The organism is Acidobacterium capsulatum ATCC 51196, from assembly GCF_000022565.1.
GTDB lineage: Bacteria > Acidobacteriota > Terriglobia > Terriglobales > Acidobacteriaceae > Acidobacterium > Acidobacterium capsulatum.
In genome coordinates this window covers 3,935,969-3,954,428 of the sequence record NC_012483.1, presented here as the reverse complement: position 1 = coordinate 3,954,428, position 18,460 = coordinate 3,935,969, and the positions used below count along the sequence as shown (strand labels likewise).

Below are 18,460 nucleotides of genomic sequence, written 5' to 3'. Positions count from 1 at the left end.
CTCTCCCTTTGAAATGACAGGCGCGCATCAGAACACACGCCAGCCCTCGATTCCCAAATCCACATGATAAATGGCCGTCCGGGTGGCGAGCAGCGCCGTTCCTCTTGGAGTAAACGAAAAGCCAACCAGGCCATCCCCGGCCACGGCGAGCGACGGCTCTCCATCCTGCGGCAGGCGCACGACGCCGCGACGGCCCTGCCAGGAGGCGACGGCGTAGACATCGCCCGCAATATCGACGGCGAGGCCCTGCGGGCGGCCAAGGCCGCGGAAATAGGGCGTGGTGTTGCCGTTGGAGTCGATGGCGTACACACTGTCGTGGCCCGATGCGGTGGGCACGCTGACGTAGAGCGTTCCCTCTTGCCCGAAGGCAAGGTGGTAGGCCGCGACGCTCGGCTCCAGCGTGGCGAAGACGAAGATCTGCCGGTCGGGCGCGATTTTGAAGATGGTGCCGGAGCGGTCGCCCACGTAGAGGTTCTGTTCGGCATCAAAGGCGATGCCGGTGGCCACGCCCATGCCCTCGGCATAGGTGGCGACCACGCCGTTGGGGGAGACGCGGTAGACCGTTCCGGTGTGGCGAGAGGAGACGTAGAGGAAGCCCGCGCCATCGAGCGCGAGGCCCGTGGCGTTCATAATGCCGGTGGCGAAGGGCTGCATTTCGCCGCCGGGCTCGGTGCGAAAGACGGAAACCGGGGTCTCTTGCCCGCGCGCGCCGGAGAGTGTGGCGTAGACACGGCCTTCTTCGTCCATGACGGGGCTGGCGACCGAATGCACGCCCTCGGCCAGCAGGCTCGCCACGGTGACCGGCATGCTGTTGCTTTGCGCGCCGTGACGCAGAATGCGGAGCTGGCCGGATTGGGCTTCCTCAGGCACGGCGATGACCATGCGGTCGCGGCGGCTCATGAGGACGGGCGCGGCGAGATCGCCGAGCATGGCGACCGGCTGGCGATAAATGGCCGGGCTGAGATGGTCGCCGAGAATCTGCAATTCGCCGCCGGGGATAGCCGCCGAAGGATCCAGCTCGCGAATCACCGGAGCATTGGTATCGGGAAGGATGGAAGTGAATGGCATAAATCCCTTTGCGGCGCTACCACCAGTGCAGCACCAGTTGCATGACCACCAGGCCCAGCAGGCCGGCAGCCACGTCATCTAACATGATGCCAGTTCCGCCGGGCAGGCGTTCGAGCCGGCGTACGGGCCATGGCTTCACAATGTCAAAAAGGCGAAAGAGCAGCAGCCCGAGCAGCGCGTGACGCCACTCCACGGGGCAGGCGACCAGCGTGAGCCACTGCCCGGCAACCTCGTCGAGCACGACGAAACCGGGGTCCTGGCGGCCGCATTCCTGCTCGACGCGCGTGGCGGCGGGAATGCCGATGAGCGTGACGATGATGGCCGCGGCGAGCGTGCCCCAGGCCATGGAGGCGCGGCTCAAATGCGAGAACGCGCCCACGGCAAACCAGATAAGGACGGCAGCCACGGAACCCCAGGTGCCGGGGCCGGGCTTGCCGAAGCCGACGCCAAGCGCGGTGGCGGCGGTCCAGGCCCAGAGGGTTTTGGGCTTTTGGGCGCTATTCGTCATCGTTGCTCCGATTGGAGCGGGCCTGCTCGCTCAGGCCTTCGAGCACTTCGGGGTCCACGACGGGCGAGGAGATTTTGTAAGCGCCGCTGGCCCACTTGCCGAGGTCGATCTTGCGGCAGCGGTCGCTGCAGAAGGGGAAATCAGCGTCCTTTGCGGTCACCAGCGTGCTGCAGGTGGGGCAGCGGAGGGTCTTCTTCTTCGCCGTCATGCCGTCACCTCGGCGAGTGCGCGCGCCTCGAGCGGAGACTCTTCCATGACGCGGGCCACCACGTCATAGTCGTGAGCTTCAGTGATTTCGCAGCGGTAGAATCGGCCGGGCGTGAGGGATTCAAAGGGGCCGAAGTCATTGAGATAAACGACACCATCAATTTCAGGAGCGTGCCAGGCGGTGCGGCCCTGCCAGAGCAGCGGCGTCTCCTCAGACTCGCCCTCGACGAGCACATCGACGACGCGGCCCACCCATTGCTGTTTGGCGCGACGGCTGATGCCCTGCTGCTGCTTCATGAGCGCGCGCTTGCGCTGCTCGATGGTGCGGCGGGGCAGTTTGCCTTCGAGGTCAAAGGCCTTGGAGCCTTCTTCATCGGAGTAAGTGAAGACGCCGAGCCAGTCGATTTGCGCATCGCGCACGAACTGCTGCAGGGTGGCGAAGTCCTCGGCGGTTTCGCCGGGGAAGCCCACGATGAACGAGGTGCGCAGCACGAGGCCGGGGACACGGGCACGCGCCTTCTCGATGGTCTTGAGGAGAATCTCGGCATTGGCGCCGCGCTTCATGCTCTTGAGCACCGCGCCGGAGGCGTGCTGCAGCGGAACATCGAGATATTTGCAGATGTTGTCGTGCTTTGCGATGGTGTCGAGCAGCTTGCCGGTGATCTTGTTGGGATAGGCGTAGAGGAAGCGCAGCCAGAGGAGGCCCTCAATCTGCGCGAGGCGCTCGAGCAGCAGGGCGAGGCCATCTTTGAGGCCGAGATCTTCGCCGTAGCAGGTGGTGTCCTGGCCGATAAGCGTGATTTCGCGTACGCCCTGTGCCACGAGCGATTGAGCCTCTGCCACGACCGACTCAAAACGGCGGGAGCGGAACTTGCCGCGCAGATTGGGAATGACGCAGAAGCTGCAGGGGTGGTCGCAGCCCTCGGCGATCTTGATGTAAGCCGAGGCGGACCTGGTGGCGCGCAGACGTGGCGTGGTGTGGTCGTAGAGATATTGCGGCAGCGCGGCGGTTGCGCCATCCCACTGCTCGCGGTCAAAGCGGCCCTGCTGCTCACGCAACTCGCCCTCAGGGCGCGCGGCGACGCCGGCAGAGAGAATGGTGAAGGGCGAATCGGACGCGGCCGGCGCGGGCGGCAGGGCGAGGCCCGCGGCCTCCAGCACTTTCTCAAGCTCGCCGGTGCCGACGACGGCATCCACTTCTGGAATGTTCTTTTGAATCTCGTCGCGATAGCGCTCGACGAGGCAGCCGGCAACGATGAGCTTTTGCGCGCGGCCCGTGGTCTTGTGCTGCGCCATTTCGAGGATGGTATCGACGGACTCCTGCTTGGCGGCATCAATGAAGGAGCAGGTGTTGACGACCAGAATGTCGGCGGACGCGGCATCCTGCGTCATGACGCCGCCCGCGCGATCGAGCAGGCCCATCATGACTTCACTGTCGACCAGGTTTTTAGGGCAGCCGAGAGAGACGAAGCCGATGCGGGGCCGCGCGGAATCAGCGGCAGCAGAGACGCCGTCAGGGGTAACAAGAGGTTTCACCCCTTTATTTTACCGTTTTAAGGGCGGCCTCACGGGCGGAAACCTCAGCGAAGGGCCGAGGCCCTCCGCCGGTATGGATTTGTGAACGGAAGCGCCGGGAGGAATCAGTCGGCGATGCCCGGATCGGGCGCATCAATGCCGAGCGCCGTGGCGAGGGCGGAGAGATGATCCTGCTCCTGCACGAGAATGCCGCGCAGGCTCTCGGAGATGGCGAACTCGTTGAGTTCGTCGGCCTGCTTGACCCGGCGGCGATAGTTGCGGATGGTCTCTTTTTCGTTCTCGAGATCGAAGCGCAGCATGTCTTCGGCCTTCTCAGAGGTCTTGACCTCTTTGGCGTGGACGGTGGGCATGCCGCCGAGATAATCGATGTGATCGGAGAGCTGCAGTGCGTGGCTCAGCTCTTCGGCGGCGTGGACTTCGAGCTCCCTGGCAATGTTCATGTAGGCAGCGCCCTTGAGCACCTGCGAATAATTCACATAGGCGATGATGGCCTGATATTCGCGGGCCAGATCTTCATTGAGCGCGTCGATGAATTGCTTGCGGGTGATGCCGTTTGCTTGCGTACCAGACATGGATTCTCCTTGAGCGAAATTTGTCTGATCCATGCGCGAGGAGGATGGATCTATCTGCTGAGATGCAGAAAATGCGGGCACGCAAAGAGATGGCAGCAGAAGAGCGGCACGCATCGGCGCTCGATGGTAAACTTGAGCTGTGCCGGGTCCTACGCGGCGCAACCCCGCCAACCCCGCCAGGTCCGGAAGGAAGCAACGGTAACGGGTATGTGCGCGCGCAGTGGGTCACCCGGTACTTTTTCGTTTTTGGGGTGGTTTGATCTTACGGCCTATTGATAACAGGCAAAATCACTGCAGATTCAAATTAAGACCGGTTGCCTTTTGATTGTCCGCGCTGTTCTGCTTCTGCCCTCCGGCCGCCGCCATCGACTGCAAGGCATTGAGAAGCGTGCCCCGCATGAAGTAATCATTCAGATCAGACAGGCCCGATTCAAGCGTGTAATTCTGGACAGTTTCCTTCTCTTCCGCTTGCATGATGACGGCAACCCTGGCACGATTGCCATCCATGACGGGAATGATGGCCTGAATAGTTTGCGACTCAAACATCCGTTTATCGATGGAAGATACCCCTCCCTGAGTTGCCGTCGCCGTACCCGTCAAGATCGCCTTCAGATCGTCTGCTCCAACCAAGGTCGCGCTTGTCGTTAAACCCAAGGTAGCCAGATCGCCGAATAGACCCGAATAGACTTGGCCTGCACGTAGACCGCTGATGTATTCGCGATACCGTATATCAATCTCTGCGCGAATGCTGTCAAGAATCTCGTTGCGATAAAGCTGTATTGCCGTTTGTTGCGCTAACCCATCGGGACACACGCTTGCCAGCGCTGCTACACCATTCCCGCTATCATCCGGGCATAAGCCCTTATCGAGCAGATTATGGTAGCGTTTGCTCCAGTCACCCTGCAGGCGCGTTGACACCGTGCCGAGTGACAATTGTGGCGGGTATTGAGGTTCCATCTTAATCCCGCTGGAGATTCTCGCGCATCCGCTTACTGCCAGTATCATCAACCATACTGCTGCACCGATTCTCTTCACGGTGTCGACCTTTCAAGCCAGAGATAACCTCAACAACAAATGCATAGGCACCTAGAGTGGATTCACTTAGGCGATAGCCAGCCTGCCGTTACCACAAACATCCTTGCGCGGCGCAACCTGAAGCCGGGAAAGGCTCGCCCCTAACACTGAAGATTCAGGCGAGTATGATTGCTTATCGCGTTTGATTCAAGCTGAAATACTCCATTAATAAAGCATTTATTTCTTATCGAATTAGTTACACGCTCTTGACAGCCACTAAATAATTATCAGCATCGGAAGCCATGTACCACGCAGATATAGCTTAATAAGCAGACAGACCCTAGCAGCTTTGTACAATTGCGCACTTCGCCTAGACTGATCTGAAAAGCGTCAAGAGCCGATGCCATTTGGGGCAGGAATGGAATGAATCTCAAATTGATGACACAACACGCTGACCGTTTGGATCGCGCGGCCGGGATGCTGGTCGAGGCGCGGCGCACGCTTTCTCTGCTGGAGAACCTGCCCGTTGAGCTGTGTCCGCGCACGCTGGACGAGGCCTATGCTGTGCAGGATCGCGTCGCGGCCCTGTTTGGCGCGGTGGGCGGATACAAGATTGGCGCGCCCACGCCGGAGGCGGCTCCTCTCTTTGGCCCGATGCCGCTGTTTGGGCCTGATGCTGTGGCGGGCGGCTTTCCGCGCGCGGCAACGGGAGAAGAAGTTCTGATCGGCGGCCCGCTGCGCCGCATGCGCGGCATTGAAGCTGAGATAGCCTTTCTGCTGGGCAGCGACCTGCCGCCGCGCGATACGCCTTACACGCGCGAAGAGGTCGTGGCGGCGATTGCCAGCGCGCATCCGGGGCTGGAGCTGCTGGAGTCGGCCTTTGTCGATCCGGACAAGGTGGAGCGGCCGACGATGATGGGCGATTTGCAGATCAACGGCGGCTATGTGCTCGGGCCCGCGCTGCCCGGCTGGCAAAGCGTCGATCTCACAGAGGAGAGCGTCAAGGTCACCGTCGATGGCGAGGTGCGCTTTCGTGGCACCGCGTCCAACTCGGCGGGGACCGATCTGCTGCGGCTGGTGGTCTACCTGGCGAATGAAGGCGCGGCACGCACAGGCGGCCTGCGCGCGGGGCAGGTCATCACGACGGGAAGCTGGTCGGGCAAGACACTGGCGCATGCAGGGTCGGTTGCAAGGATTGAGTTCAGCACATTTGGCGGCGTGAAGATTCGCTTTGCGTAAATAGCGCTGGCGGGACTAGAACTGGTCTCATATATAGATTCCAGGCTCCGGCCGGCAGCATGAGCCCCGCTTCGGTGGCGGGTCTCACACTTTCCGCAATCAGGCGTCAACCATTTATGAGACCAGTTCTAGCGAGCGAAAGGCCATTCACGGCGCTGGCGGGCGCGCAGAAAATAGAGTGCGGCGCCGGTGAGCCCTACGGCCACGGCGTAGAGAAAGTCGCGCGCGGCGTTCTGGCGTGAGATGAGGATGAAGAAAAATCCGGCGAGCGCCACCAGCGGCGGCAGCGGATAGAGCCACATGCGAAACGGGCGCGGCATCTCAGGCCGGCGCACGCGCAGAATCATCACGCCCACCTGCTGCAGCACATACTGCAAGACGATGCGAATGACGACCAGGGCGGCGATGGCCACGGCCAATGGCAGCAGGCAGCAGAGCGTGGCGACGGCTCCGAGCGCGAGCAGCGAAACATCAGGAAATTTGTGCTTCGGGTGCACGTGCGCGAAGGCGCGGAAGTAGTTGCCGTCGAGCGCGGCGGCGTAGGGCGCGCGCGAGTAGCCGAGCAGCAGCGCGAAGACGGAGGACAGCGCCGTCCACATGATGAAGACTGCCATGACACCACCAGCCACGGGCCCGAAGGCGATGCGGATAACTTCAGCAGCGGCGGTGGTTTTGAGCGCATGCGCAGGGATGACGCCGAGCACGCTGATGTTCATGGAGAGATAAAGCACCGCGACGACCACGACGGAGAGCAGCACGGCGCGGGGGATGGTCTTCTCCGGCTGGCGAATCTCGCTGCCGATGAAGCAGACGTTGTAGTAGCCCCAATAGTCGTAGGTGGAGATGAGCGTGGCCGCGCCGAGGCCGGTCCAGAAGGCCGGGGTGAGGCGCCACGCGCCGGCCGGAGGCACGAGCAGGGCCGGATGAAAATGCGTGAAGCCGGCGAGGATGACCGCGCCGATGGTGAGCATGACGCCAGCCCACAGAATGAGGCCGAGGCGCTTCACCTGATCCACATTGCGAAAGAGCATGGCGACGATGCCGATGCAGGTGGCCGCCGCGAGCAGGCTGGTGTAGTGCAGTCCGAAGGCATGCGGCACCTTATGTGCCAGTGGCGGATACAAATACACCGCATACTCGGCAAAGCCGATGCAGCCGGAGGCGATGGAGAGGGGCGCGCTGAAGCCAAGCTGCCAGATGTAGAGGAACGAGACGAGGCGCCCGGCGCCGTCGCGGCCGTAAATCTCGCGCAGGAATGCATAGGAGCCGCCGGCCTCGGGCATGGCCGCGCCCAGCTCGGCCCAGACGAGTCCGTCGGCGAGGGCGAGAATTGCGCCGAGCACCCAGCCGAGCATGGCCTGCGAGCCGCCCATGGCGGCGACAACCAGCGGCAGCGTGATGAAGGGGCCGACGCCGATCATGTTCATCATGTTGAAGGCGATGGCGCTGGGCAGACCGACGCGTCGCTCCAGAAGATCTGGAAGACCGGGCGAAGGGATCGGCTTGCCTGATAGCGCTTCGTTGGAATCAGAGTTCATGCGTTGAAGATGATCTTACCGGGACTTATTCATCGGATGCCCGGCCAGCAGAAACGAAGCGTTTCCGCGTTGGCGTTCATCTACTAGAAAAGCGCTGTACACTGGCTTTTTCCACGATGACACTCATGCGCCCTTCCCTTTTCGCCTGCTCTCGTGTGTATTCGCGCGCTGTTGCCCTTTCGCTGGCCGGCGCTCTCACTGCCTCCACGCTTGGCGCGCAGGTTGCGCCCCGGCAGATTGGCATTGCCGCCTCGGCGAGTGCGCGTCCGCTGGCGCAGGATGCCGGCGCCGACGGCCTGGCGCAGACGCTGCGCAAGCTGCGGACGTGGGGCAGCATGATGATGATTGTCGCGCATCCGGATGATGAAGACGGCGGGCTGCTCACGGACCTTTCGCGCGGGCATGGCGACCGCGTGGCGCTCTTCACCATCACGCGCGGCGAGGGCGGGCAGAATGCGATGTCCAATGAGACGGAGGATGGTCTCGGGCTGATTCGCACCAATGAACTGCTGGCGGCGGACCGCTACTATGGCGCGCAGCAGTACTTCAGCCACTTTGTGGATTACGGATTCTCGAAGACCATCACGGAGGCGCATCGCAAGTGGGGCGACGAGAATGTGCTGCGCGATGTGGTGCGCGCGGTGCGCATGTACCGGCCGCTGGTGGTGTCCTCAGTGTTTGTGGGCGGCATTACAGACGGCCACGGGCACCATCAGGTGGCCGGGGAGATGGCGCAGAAGGTCTTTCGTGCGGCGGGCGATCCGAAGGTTTTTCCCGATCAGATTGCGGAAGGGCTCGAGCCGTGGTCGCCGCTGAAGGTGTATGCCCGCGTGCCCAGCTATGACATCAGCAGCAAGGGCATGTATGACTATGCGACGCATCACTGGGCTCCGGTGCGGTTTTATAACTACGTGACGCAAACGTGGTCGGCGCATGTGCCCAAGGCCAATGTGGTGATGCATGAAGGGCAGTGGGACCCGGTGCTGGGCGAGTCTTATAACCAGATGGCGCGCACGGGCTGGAGCCACCAGAAGTCGCAATTTGGCGGCGGATTTATCGCGCTGCCCGGGCCTGCCGATGTGAGCTATCACCTGTATGGCTCGCGCGTTCCGGCTTCAAGAGAGACGTATCAGAACGGTCTTGAGACGTCTTTCTTCGATGGCATTGACACTTCCCTGCCCGGCATTGCGATGCTGGCGCACAGCGCCCATAAGCAGTTTCTGGTGGCGGCGCTCCAGCAGATTTCAGAGGACGTAAAGAAGGCGACCGCTGCGTACCAGCCCACGCACCCGGAGGCCATTGCGCCCACCCTGGCCAGCGGGCTAAAGCAGACCACGCGGCTGATTGCGGCCGTGAAGGCCAGCGATTTTTCAGCGGCGGACAAGGCCAGCATTGTGCAGGTGCTGGAGATCAAGGCCGCGCAGTTCAACACCGCACTGGCCGAGGCTCTGGGCCTTCAGGTGGGTGCGTATGCCATTCGCAGCGCGGCGGAGGGCGGCAATCCCTTTTTGCGGCAGGTGCCGCAGGAGACGCCGGCCTGGGTGACGCCGGGCTCGGATGCGGAGGTGCGCGTTCACGTGACCGCTGCGCAGGACTGGAGCAACGGCGGCACGCTGCAGCTCACGCGCGTCTGGCTGGCCAATCCTAACGGAGATCACTGGCCGGTGACGCAGCTCGATGCTGCCTCGACGCAAGGCACGAATGCGACGGATGCGGTTTTTCGCGCGAGCGTGCCGGACGATGCGACGCTCACCCGCCCCTACTTCACGCGGCCCAATACCGAGCAGGCGCATTATGAGATTCGCGATGCGCGCTGGGCCGAGCGGCCCTTTGCGCCGTATCCGCTGGCGGGATGGGCGGAGTTCACCTATGACGGCGTGCCGGTGCGCGTGGGGCAGGTGGTGCAGACGGTGCATCGCGAGCATGGAACCGGGCAAGTGGCGTGGCCGCTCGCGGTGGTGCCGCGGCTGAGCGTGAATCTTGCGGCGCATGCGGGGATTATTCCCATTGGCACAGAAACGTGGCCGCTCACCGTGACGGTGCGCAACGACACGCAGAAGGCCAGGACGGCAGAAGTGCATTTGAAGCTGCCGCAGGGCTGGACGGATTCGCCGGATTCCGGCTCGCTGCAGCTCGCGCCGGGCGGGGCGCAGGACGTGACCTTTGCGGTGCATCCGAAGGGGCTGGCCGGTCAGAACTATGAGATCGAGGCCGTGGCCACGAGCGGCGGCAAGGACTTCGCCGAAGGCTTTGACCAGGTGGGCTATGCCGGGCTGCGCCCGTATTATCTCTACCAGCCGGCGACGTACCGCGCGCGCGGGGTCGCGATCCAGGTGCCCTCGGACCTCAAGGTGGGCTACATCATGGGCACGGGCGACGACGTGCCGCAGGCGCTGGGCGAGATGGGCATTCACCCCACTCTGCTGACTGACGCCGATCTGGCTACAGGCAATCTCGACCAGTACAACGCGATTCTGGTGGGCATTCGGGCCTACTCCGCGCGGCCCGCGCTCATGGCTAACAAGCAGCGCCTGCTGAATTATGTACACCAGGGCGGAACGCTGATTGTGCAGTACCAGCGCACGGAGTTTGGCAGTGCCGCGCCGTATCCGCTCTCGCTGGGCAATGAGGTGGAGAATGTGGTCGAGGAGAGCGACACGGTTCACATTCTGCAGCCGAACGATCCTCTGCTGACGACGCCCAATCGCATCACCGCGGCGGACTTTGATGGCTGGTTTGAGGAGTTCGGCCATTCCTTTCTCTCCAATTGGGACGCGCACTATTCCGCGCTCACCGAAGTGCATGATCCCGGCCAGGCGCCCCAGCGCGGCGGCCTCGTTTATGCGCGCTACGGCAAGGGGACCTATATCTATGTTTCGTATGCGCTCTACCGGCAACTGGATGAGGCGGTGCCGGGGGCGTTCCGGCTGATGGCGAACCTGATTAGCGCCGGGAAGTAGTTTTTCCGTCCTCTGCCGTATCAGGGATCGGCTCGCTTCTGGAGCATTTGGCCGGGAGCGAGCCCATTTTTGTGCCTGTTGCGGGCAAAGGCGCCGGGACTGCCGGTTAACCCATAGATTCAGCGAGAGTTGCCTCGATTGCCCGCGATTACACGAACGTTTACACGGCATTAGCAGGAAATTCACATTGGGCTGACACACTCTACGTGGTCTTAAGAAATTCTTTAGTCCAAAGCGGCCAGACTCGTACGGTCACTCTGAACTATATGACTGCCAACAAAAGTAGCCAACTTCTTAAAGCCACACAAAAATGAGAGGCCCAATGAAAATCAATCTGAAGGCGCTGGCCAGTCTTGTGCTGGTATCAACCGTCTCGGCCGCCTACGCACAGCCGGCCGCCGCGCCCAAGCACCACTACCATCACAAGGTCGCGAAGAAGAGCTCCATTGAGTCACAGATTCAGGCACTGCAGCAGCAGATGGAGCAGCAGCGGGACCAGATCAACGACCTGCAGCAGAAGCTGAACGAGCGCAACGAAGAACTGCAGCAGGCCCAGACGGCCGCCGAGCAGGCCCAGACCGCGGCGCAGCAGGCTCAGGCCGCCGCTGACCAGCAGCAGCAGTCGCTGAACAGCAATGCCCAGGCTGTGAGTTCTCTGCAGAGTTCGGTTGCCGACCTGAAGGCCAGCAACGAGCATGTTGTGGCTTCAGTGAAGCGTCAGACGGCCGCCATGAAGAAGGCGGTGCTGCATCCGGACGAGATTCATTACAAGGGCATCACGATTTCACCTCACGGCAGCTTCATCGCGGCCGAATCCGTGTGGCGTCAGGGCGCGACCGGCGGCGGCTTGAATACCGCCTTCACGGGCGTTCCGCTTGACAGTGCGCCAGATGCCAGCATCAGTGAATTTGACGCCACCGGCCGCCAGTCGCGCATCGCGCTCAAGGCCACCGGCAAGGCGGGCAACATGCGCATGACCGGCTACTACGAAATGGACTGGCTCGGAACCGGCATTACCTCGAACAACAATCAGTCGAACAGCTATGTGGTGCGCATGCGCCAACTGTGGGCGCAGGCCGCCCTCGATAACGGCTGGACCTTCACCGGCGGCCAGATGTGGTCACTCGTTGCCGAAACGACCGATGGACTTGAGAATGGCAGCGAGGTTCTTCCCGCAACCATCGACCCGCAGTACACCGCCGGCTTTGTGTGGAACCGCCAGTATGGCTTCCGAGTGACGAAGAAGGTCAACAGCAAGCTCTGGTTCGGCGCTTCGGCCGAAGCAGATCAGATGCTGCTGGCAGGCAACAATTTGCCCAAGAATGAACTGGTCGGCTCCGCCGGTAATGGTGGCGGCCTTTATAACCCTACAGCCAACTACTCGTTCAATCTGTCTCCTGAGCTGGTTGCCAAGATGGCCGTACAGCCCGGCTGGGGCCACTGGGAACTCTTCGGTGTCGCGCGCTTCTTCCATGACCGCGTGTACCCCACCGGCAGCTCGCCCTACAACGATTCCACTGTGGGCGGCGGCGTTGGCGCCAGCGTGCGCGGACCATTGTTCAACAAGAAGGTCTCCATCGGCCTGAAGGGCCTTTATGGCGACGGCACGGGCCGCATGGGCTCCTCGACCATTGCGGACGCCACGCTGCGTCCGGATGGACAGCTTGCTCTGCTGCACACCTTCTCCGCGCTCAGCACGCTCGAAGTGAACCCGAACAAGCGCCTGATGCTCTACTTCAACTACGGTGCTGATTACGCGGGCCGCCGCTACTTCGACGCAAGCGGTGAAGGCTATGGCTCACCATATACCAACATGTCGGGCTGCAATACTGAGTCCGTTCCGAGCGGCCCTTACGCCAGCGGCGCACCGGCCGCGCCGGCCAACTGCGGCGGCAACACCAAGGACGTGCAGGAGTTCACCGCGGGCGACTGGTACAACTTCTACAACGGACCCAAGGGAATGCTCCGCTTCGGTCTGCAGTACGCGTACTTTACACGCAATCTGTGGTCCGGCATCGGCGGCCCCAACAATCCTGATGGCGGCGCCAAGGGCACGGACAACATGTTCTGGACCTCGTTCCGTTACTATCTGCCGTAATCCAGGGATTCACTCTACTCTGCGGAAAGGGCATCCCTTGCGGATGCCCTTTCTGACTGCTGACAAAGTTGAATTAGAGCAGAACAAACATCGCGCAGGGGCTAAAGCCCGCTGATTTCATTGAGCTTGATCGGCATGACTGAAGTCATGCCCTGTTACAAAACGATTGCTGCATAGGTTTGTCACCAACCTCAAAAAGGGCATCCTCGCGGATGCCCTTTCTTTTTTCTGCCGGAACGTTTGCGGCTACTTGCGGTTGCCCGCAACTACCAGACCGCCGCCAGCGACGATGCAGACAATGCCAAGAATCGGCGGCAGCGGAATGGTCTTCTTCTCTTTGTGCGAGGCCTGAATTGGCCCCATGTTGATGACTTTCTTCTTGTGGGTATAGGTAATTCCACCCCATGCCAGCGCAACGATTCCAATGACGATCAGAACCACGCCAATCCATCCAGATGCTTTCATCGTTCTCTCCTTGATTGGCCCGGTGCTGCCGTCTGAGACCTGCACACCCTGAAGCCTGCACAGATGGATGAGATTGAGCGCCATAGGGATGGATGGGCCGCGAGAGTCAGGTGCCTTTGTAGCTGCCGCCATCCACCAGCACGGTTTGCCCGGTGATGCTGGCGGCAAGCTCTGAGGCAAGCCAGACAATGGTGCCGGCCACTTCTTCGGGCGAGGCCATGCGGCCGATGGGAATCTCGCGCTCCAGTTCGTGCCGCACCTGGTCAAAGGGCAGGCCCCGCGATTGCGCGCGCTGCTCCAGCAATTGCCGCGAACGGGCCGTCTCAGTGAAGCCCGGCCCTACGTTGTTGACTGTGATGCCGTCTTTGCCGAATTGCCCGGCGAGCGAACGGACGAGGCCGAGAATGCCGGCGCGGATGGTGTTCGAGAGCACCAGCTCGGGCACCGGCTGCTTCACGGTGTAAGACGTAAGCGTGACGATGCGGCCCCAGCGCCGCTCGACCATGCCGGGCAGCACCGCCTGCGCCAGCACGATGGCGCTGCGCAGATTCAGGTGCCAGGCGCGCTCCCAGTCCTCGATGGTGGTTTCAAGAAACGGCTTGGCGGGTGGTCCGCCCGCGTTCGGCACGCAGATATCCACGCGGCCCAGCTCGTTTGCGGCGTGCGACACAAAGGCCTGCAGCGCATCGGTCTCTTCCACATCGACCGGCTCTACATAGACCGAGACGTTGAAGCGCTCGCGGGCCTCGTCTGCAACGGCGTCGAGCGCGGTGCGGTTGCGCGCGCAAAGCGCCAGATGCGCGCCTTCAGCGGCGAAAGTGAGCGCTGTGGCACGGCCGATTCCCTGGCTGGCGCCGGCGATGAGCGCGACCTTGTTTTTGATTCCAAGCTCCATGGGCGTGTCTTCCTTCCTGAGCTTTGATGATGCCAGAGGCGCGGCGCACTTGCCGAGATGGCCCATGGTCAGGCACTCTGCCGATGGAGATTCCACATCCTGCGATCAAGGAGTTCCTGTGTCCCCTGAAGGCAAATCTGTGACCCGAGACGAACTGCAGCACATTGCCCTCGACAAGCTTCCGCCTGAGCCGCTGAATCCTCTGATCACGCGGCAGTTTGTGCACGGCAGCCAGTCAATGCTGGCACGCATTCTGCTGCGCCAGGGCGCGGTGGTGCCCCGGCATAGCCACCACAATGAGCAGATCACTTACGTTTTATCGGGAGCATTGCGGTTTCATTTTGACGATGGACGCGAGATTGTCGTGCGCGCCGGAGAGACGCTGGTGATTCCGCCGCATATGCCGCACGCGGCTGAGGCGCTGGAAGACACGATTGATTTAGACGTGTTTGCGCCGCCGCGCGAAGACTGGATCAACGGCACGGACGCTTATCTGCGCGGCAAATAGCCGAGGCGGCCGCTGGGTCAGCGGCCGCTCGAACCAAAGCCCCCGGCACCGCGCGTGGACTCCGAGAGTTCCTCTACGACAGAAACCTCAAGACCGGTGCGCGCCTCAAAGGGCGACATCTGCGCAATGCGGTCGCCCTTGCGGAGCGTCACACTGACGTCAGAGACATCGAGGTGAACGGCCGTCACCGCGCCCGTGTTGTTGTGCCCGGTGCGCAGCGAATAGACGGGCTGATTGACGTTGATGAGACAGACGAGGATCTCTCCGCGATAGCCGGCATCGATGCGGCCTCCGGCGTAGGTGATTCCACGGGCTGCCATCGAGGAGCGGTCGCCCAGCACAAAGCCGCAGCCGGGAGGGCCTTCCACCGCGATGCCGGTGCGCACCTTGACGGGCACGCCGGGCGGCAGAACGACATCCTCAATGGAGTAAAGGTCAAAGCCCAGGTCACTGCCGGCATGCGCAACGGTCGGGACCTGGGCCTCGGGATGGAGAAGTTTTACAAGAATCATTGGCAGAGCTTAGGAGGCCTGCTTCTTGTTACCCTGAGCGGCCTTCTGCTTGGCCCAACGGCGCTTCTGGGCAGCGGCGATGCGCGCGCGCGCATCCGCACTGAGGTTCCGCTTCTTGGGTGCGGAAACAGACTTGCGCCCGATAGAGCCGGCAAACTTGCTGGATCCGGCGGCCTGGAGCAGTTCTCTCACTTTCTCAAGCCGTCCGATTTCTTCGTCGATTGCTGCGATGATTTCTTCGCGTGTCATTTTTTGGATTTCATCCTTCGTTCTTATTTGTTGCGTATTACTGTCTGGGAAACACAACTATGGTCAAAGTATTCCATAAATGGGCCATTCGTCACGAAAATACGTATTGGCCCTAACTGAGAAGGTTCTGCCCCTTCCGTGTCATTTACAGAAATTTTGCCCCGTTTTCTCGCCCTTTTAAGACGGGTGAAACAAATGTGCAGCATCATCAATGCGTGATTGGCCCCTTGGTGACCCTGCCTGCCGAGCGGAACCGGTACCCGGCGCGAGAAACATCGGCAGATGCTTCCGCCTCTCTGCCTCTGGTTATTCCCGAGGCCGCGACGCTTGGCGCTTATGGAAAATACCGCGCGCGCCTCGCGCAAACTGTGGCGGATCAGCAAGATGCATGCAGGCTCCGGTTTAAGGTTTTCAACCTCGAACTGGGGGAGGGCCTGCTGGAGTCTTACCAAACAGGACTCGACCAGGACCAATTCGATGCCGTCTGCGACCACTTGATTGTAGAAGACATGGAACTTGGACGCATCGTGGGCACTTATAGGATGCAGTCCGGAATGACCGCCCGGGAAAACTTTGGTTACTACAGCGAGCAGGAATTCTGCTTTCAGCCTTACGAAGGCATTCGCGCTCAGGTGCTCGAGCTGGGGCGCGCGTCGATCGACAGCCAGCACCGCACCAGCGAAGTGCTGACGCTCTTGTGGCGCTCCATTGGGCAATATGCGCGCATGCGGGGCCTGCGTTACCTGATCGGCTGCTCTTCGCTGAACTCCCGCGAGCCTCAGGAAGGCTGGGCAATGTATCATCGCCTCGGCAGTTTCCTCGCGCCGGAGCAATTTCGCACCGAGGCGACGGATGCCTACAAACTGCCGCCAGAAGATACCACCGCCGGCATCGAGGTCAAGGTACCCAAGCTACTCAGGACCTACATCGGCGTAGGAGCACGCATTTGCAGCGAACCAGCCTGGGATCGCGAGTTCGGGACGATCGACTTTCTGACGCTGCTCGACCTGGAAGAGCTTTCCCCGGCGGCGCGCACCCGGTTCATGACGGACACGCAATAACTTCGCTCTCTGCATTGGCACAAACATTGCGGGCCGCCAGCGTTGCGCGGGCGCTGGCCGTCAACTATCTCACCTTTGGCATGCTCAGCCTGCGGCACGGTGGCCGCGTGCCGCTGCGTCAGCGGGCGCTTTGGATGCATCGCTCCTGCCGTCGCGTGGCGCGCGCCTTTCAATTAGAGATTGCATGGGAGGGGACTCCGCCCGCGGCGGGGCTGATAACTTCCAACCACCTGAGCTATCTGGATGTGCTGGCCTTTGCCTCGGTAATGCCGTGCGTCTTTGTGTCAAAGGCAGACGTGCTGCATTGGCCCGTCTTTGGCATGCTGGCCCGCTTTGGCGGCACCCTGTTTGTGAATCGCGAACGCCGCACGGCCGTCGAAAGCGTTTCGCAGCAGATGGAAGCCGTGCTGGCCGAGGGGTTTCCGCTGGTGCTGTTTCCCGAGGGCACCAGCACGGATGGCAGCGAGGTGCTGCCCTACTTCCCTTCGCTGCTTGAGGCCGCCATTCGCGTGTGTGCGCCCATCACGCCAGCGGCTGTTGCTTACGCCTCGCCCGGGCGGACTGAGAGCGGCTTCTGCTATTTCGGCGACGTCTCATTTCTGCCGCATCTGCGCAGCCTGCTGCGCGTGCCCCGCGCAGAGGCCCGGGTGCGCTTTGGTCTCACCATGCAAAGCTTCCGGGATCGCAAACAAGCGGCGCGCGAGCTGCGCGAGCACACGCTGGCCCTGCGAGGGGCCTTGCCAGATTTGCCTCCCGTCGAAGGCCCTGTTTCGACGGCCTGACGCCGGTTGCCCCGTTGTGCTACACATGCTGCATGGCTTCTGCGAGCGCTCTTCGTCTGAGTGAAATTTCTCCCCTGATTGTGCAGTCGGAAATCCGCTCCATGTCGGTGGAGTGCGACCGCATGGGCGGCGTCAACCTGGCGCAGGGCGTCTGCGATACCGGCGTTCCGGCGCCCGTGGCCGAGCGCGCGCTCGCGGCCATCGAGCAGGGCCACAACATCTATACGCGGCTGGACGGCATCGCGGTGCTGCGCGACGCCATCGCGCAGAAAGCTCTGCGCTACAACGGCATTCATGCGGACCCGGAAAGCGAAGTGCTGGTGACGTCAGGGGCGACCGGCGCGTTTTATGCCGCATGCCTGGCGCTGCTGAATCCCGGCGATGAAGTGCTGCTGTTTGAGCCCTTCTACGGCTACCACGCCAACACGCTGCGCGCGCAACGCGCCGTGCCGGTGGCGGTGCCGCTCGAGAACGGCAACTGGGCCATCGACTTTGACCGGCTGCGGCGAGCCATCACGCCGCGCACTCGCGCACTGCTGATCAACACGCCGTCGAACCCGTGCGGCAAGGTCTTTACCCGCGAAGAGCTGGCGCAGATTGCCGCCATCGTGGAAGAGCATGACCTCATTGTTTTCACGGATGAGATTTATGAGTATTTCGTCTTTGAAGGCGCACAGCATGTCAGCTTTGCCACGCTGCCGGGCATGGCGAGCCGCACCATCACCATCTCGGGCCTGTCGAAGACCTTCAGCATCACGGGCTGGCGCGTCGGCTACCTGATTGCCGACCGCAGCGTGCTGGGCACGATCGGCTACTTTCACGATCTGACGTATGTGTGCGCGCCGGCGCCTTTGCAGCACGGCGCGGCGGCGGGGCTGGTGGCGCTGCCGGATGAGTATTACCAGGCCATGGCCCGCGATTATCAATCGAAGCGGGACCTGCTCTGCGGCGCGCTCACGCGCATGGGGCTCACGCCGTCCATTCCCGCGGGAGCCTACTACGTGCTGGCCGATGCCAGCCGCATCGCCGGTGCGAATGCCCGCGAGAAAGCGCGCACGCTGCTGGCCGCCACCGGCGTGGCCGCCGTGGCCGGCACGGCCTTCTTTGCCGAAGGACGGGGAGAGAACCTGCTGCGCTTCTGCTTTGCCAAGCGCGAAGAGGATCTGCAGCGGGCCTGTGATTTGCTTGGGAAACTGTGACAAATACAAAAATGGCAGCCCTTTGCGGGGCTGCCGGTAGTTTGGTTCA

At 61.9% G+C, this 18,460-nt stretch carries 18 protein-coding genes and 1 other RNA gene; 8 read left to right on the top strand and 11 right to left on the bottom strand.

Features of this window, described 5'->3' with window-relative positions:
* Positions 1-27 precede the first annotated feature (27 nt).
* From ACP_RS16290 to ACP_RS16270, 5 genes are all read right to left on the bottom strand, one after another.
* The gene (locus ACP_RS16290) at positions 28-1,068 is read right to left on the bottom strand and encodes an NHL repeat-containing protein (protein ID WP_015898437.1); all 1,041 of its coding nucleotides are present in this window, start codon (positions 1,066-1,068) and stop codon (positions 28-30) included.
* Between the two features lie 16 nt (positions 1,069-1,084).
* Positions 1,085-1,576, bottom strand: coding sequence for a phosphatidylglycerophosphatase A family protein (locus ACP_RS16285; RefSeq protein ID WP_015898436.1), 492 nt, complete (start codon positions 1,574-1,576; stop codon positions 1,085-1,087).
* Positions 1,566-1,784: a DNA gyrase inhibitor YacG gene (locus ACP_RS16280; protein WP_015898435.1), complete on the bottom strand. Its 219-nt coding sequence runs from the start codon at positions 1,782-1,784 to the stop codon at positions 1,566-1,568. Before ACP_RS16280 ends, ACP_RS16285 begins: the two co-directional genes overlap by 11 nt.
* Entirely contained in the window at positions 1,781-3,319 is a 1,539-nt protein-coding gene (rimO, locus tag ACP_RS16275) for a 30S ribosomal protein S12 methylthiotransferase RimO (RefSeq protein WP_015898434.1), read from the bottom strand. The genes ACP_RS16280 and rimO overlap by 4 nt, the downstream gene beginning before the upstream one ends.
* Positions 3,320-3,423: 104 nt before the next feature.
* Positions 3,424-3,891, bottom strand: a complete 468-nt coding sequence (locus ACP_RS16270) for a ferritin-like domain-containing protein (RefSeq protein ID WP_015898433.1) — start codon at positions 3,889-3,891, stop codon at positions 3,424-3,426.
* Positions 3,892-4,031: 140 nt separating this feature from the next.
* On the opposite strand from ACP_RS16270, the gene ffs reads away from it, so the two are divergent.
* Positions 4,032-4,129: signal recognition particle sRNA small type (gene ffs, locus ACP_RS17880), an RNA gene on the top strand.
* 50 nt (positions 4,130-4,179) lie between these two features.
* Here the strand turns inward: ffs and ACP_RS16265 are convergent.
* Positions 4,180-4,848 carry a hypothetical protein gene (locus ACP_RS16265; RefSeq protein WP_148215192.1) on the bottom strand — a complete coding sequence of 223 codons (669 nt, stop codon included), beginning with the start codon at positions 4,846-4,848 and terminating at the stop codon, positions 4,180-4,182.
* A gap of 480 nt (positions 4,849-5,328) precedes the next feature.
* Between ACP_RS16265 and ACP_RS16260 the strand changes: the two genes are divergently transcribed.
* Positions 5,329-6,144, top strand: coding sequence for a 2-keto-4-pentenoate hydratase (locus ACP_RS16260; protein ID WP_015898431.1), 816 nt, complete (start codon positions 5,329-5,331; stop codon positions 6,142-6,144).
* Between the two features lie 128 nt (positions 6,145-6,272).
* Here the strand turns inward: ACP_RS16260 and ACP_RS16255 are convergent, their stop codons facing one another.
* Complete coding sequence (locus ACP_RS16255) at positions 6,273-7,682, bottom strand: APC family permease (RefSeq protein ID WP_015898430.1); 1,410 nt, start codon at positions 7,680-7,682, stop codon at positions 6,273-6,275.
* Positions 7,683-7,807: 125 nt separating this feature from the next.
* Here ACP_RS16255 and ACP_RS16250 point away from each other — a divergent pair, with 125 nt between their 5' ends.
* Positions 7,808-10,642 (top strand): PIG-L family deacetylase, encoded by a 2,835-nt coding sequence (locus tag ACP_RS16250; protein WP_052294913.1) that lies wholly within the window; start codon positions 7,808-7,810, stop codon positions 10,640-10,642.
* Between the two features lie 322 nt (positions 10,643-10,964).
* Entirely contained in the window at positions 10,965-12,740 is a 1,776-nt protein-coding gene (locus ACP_RS16245) for a hypothetical protein (RefSeq protein ID WP_015898428.1), read from the top strand.
* 246 nt (positions 12,741-12,986) lie between these two features.
* Here the strand turns inward: ACP_RS16245 and ACP_RS16240 are convergent, their stop codons facing one another.
* Both ACP_RS16240 and ACP_RS16235 read right to left on the bottom strand, forming a co-directional pair.
* Complete coding sequence (locus tag ACP_RS16240; protein WP_041840432.1) at positions 12,987-13,205, bottom strand: YidH family protein; 219 nt, start codon at positions 13,203-13,205, stop codon at positions 12,987-12,989.
* Positions 13,206-13,311: 106 nt separating this feature from the next.
* The gene (locus ACP_RS16235; protein ID WP_238525591.1) at positions 13,312-14,196 is read right to left on the bottom strand and encodes an SDR family oxidoreductase; all 885 of its coding nucleotides are present in this window, start codon (positions 14,194-14,196) and stop codon (positions 13,312-13,314) included.
* 43 nt (positions 14,197-14,239) lie between these two features.
* On the opposite strand from ACP_RS16235, the gene ACP_RS16230 reads away from it, so the two are divergent.
* Positions 14,240-14,608 (top strand): cupin domain-containing protein, encoded by a 369-nt coding sequence (locus tag ACP_RS16230; protein WP_015898425.1) that lies wholly within the window; start codon positions 14,240-14,242, stop codon positions 14,606-14,608.
* Between the two features lie 17 nt (positions 14,609-14,625).
* Here the strand turns inward: ACP_RS16230 and ACP_RS16225 are convergent, their stop codons facing one another.
* Positions 14,626-15,120 carry a dUTP diphosphatase gene (locus tag ACP_RS16225; RefSeq protein ID WP_015898424.1) on the bottom strand — a complete coding sequence of 165 codons (495 nt, stop codon included), beginning with the start codon at positions 15,118-15,120 and terminating at the stop codon, positions 14,626-14,628.
* A gap of 9 nt (positions 15,121-15,129) precedes the next feature.
* Complete coding sequence (locus tag ACP_RS16220; RefSeq protein WP_041839689.1) at positions 15,130-15,369, bottom strand: hypothetical protein; 240 nt, start codon at positions 15,367-15,369, stop codon at positions 15,130-15,132.
* 197 nt (positions 15,370-15,566) lie between these two features.
* Between ACP_RS16220 and ACP_RS16215 the strand changes: the two genes are divergently transcribed.
* From ACP_RS16215 to ACP_RS16205, 3 genes are read left to right on the top strand one after another with little or no spacing between them, the layout of a single operon-like run.
* Positions 15,567-16,430: a GNAT family N-acetyltransferase gene (locus ACP_RS16215; protein WP_238525590.1), complete on the top strand. Its 864-nt coding sequence runs from the start codon at positions 15,567-15,569 to the stop codon at positions 16,428-16,430.
* A 14-nt stretch (positions 16,431-16,444) separates the two neighbouring features.
* Positions 16,445-17,212, top strand: a complete 768-nt coding sequence (locus ACP_RS17540; protein ID WP_015898421.1) for a lysophospholipid acyltransferase family protein — start codon at positions 16,445-16,447, stop codon at positions 17,210-17,212.
* A gap of 32 nt (positions 17,213-17,244) precedes the next feature.
* A complete protein-coding gene (locus tag ACP_RS16205; RefSeq protein ID WP_015898420.1) occupies positions 17,245-18,411 on the top strand; it encodes a pyridoxal phosphate-dependent aminotransferase in 1,167 nt (388 codons plus the stop codon).
* Positions 18,412-18,460: the final 49 nt, after the last annotated feature.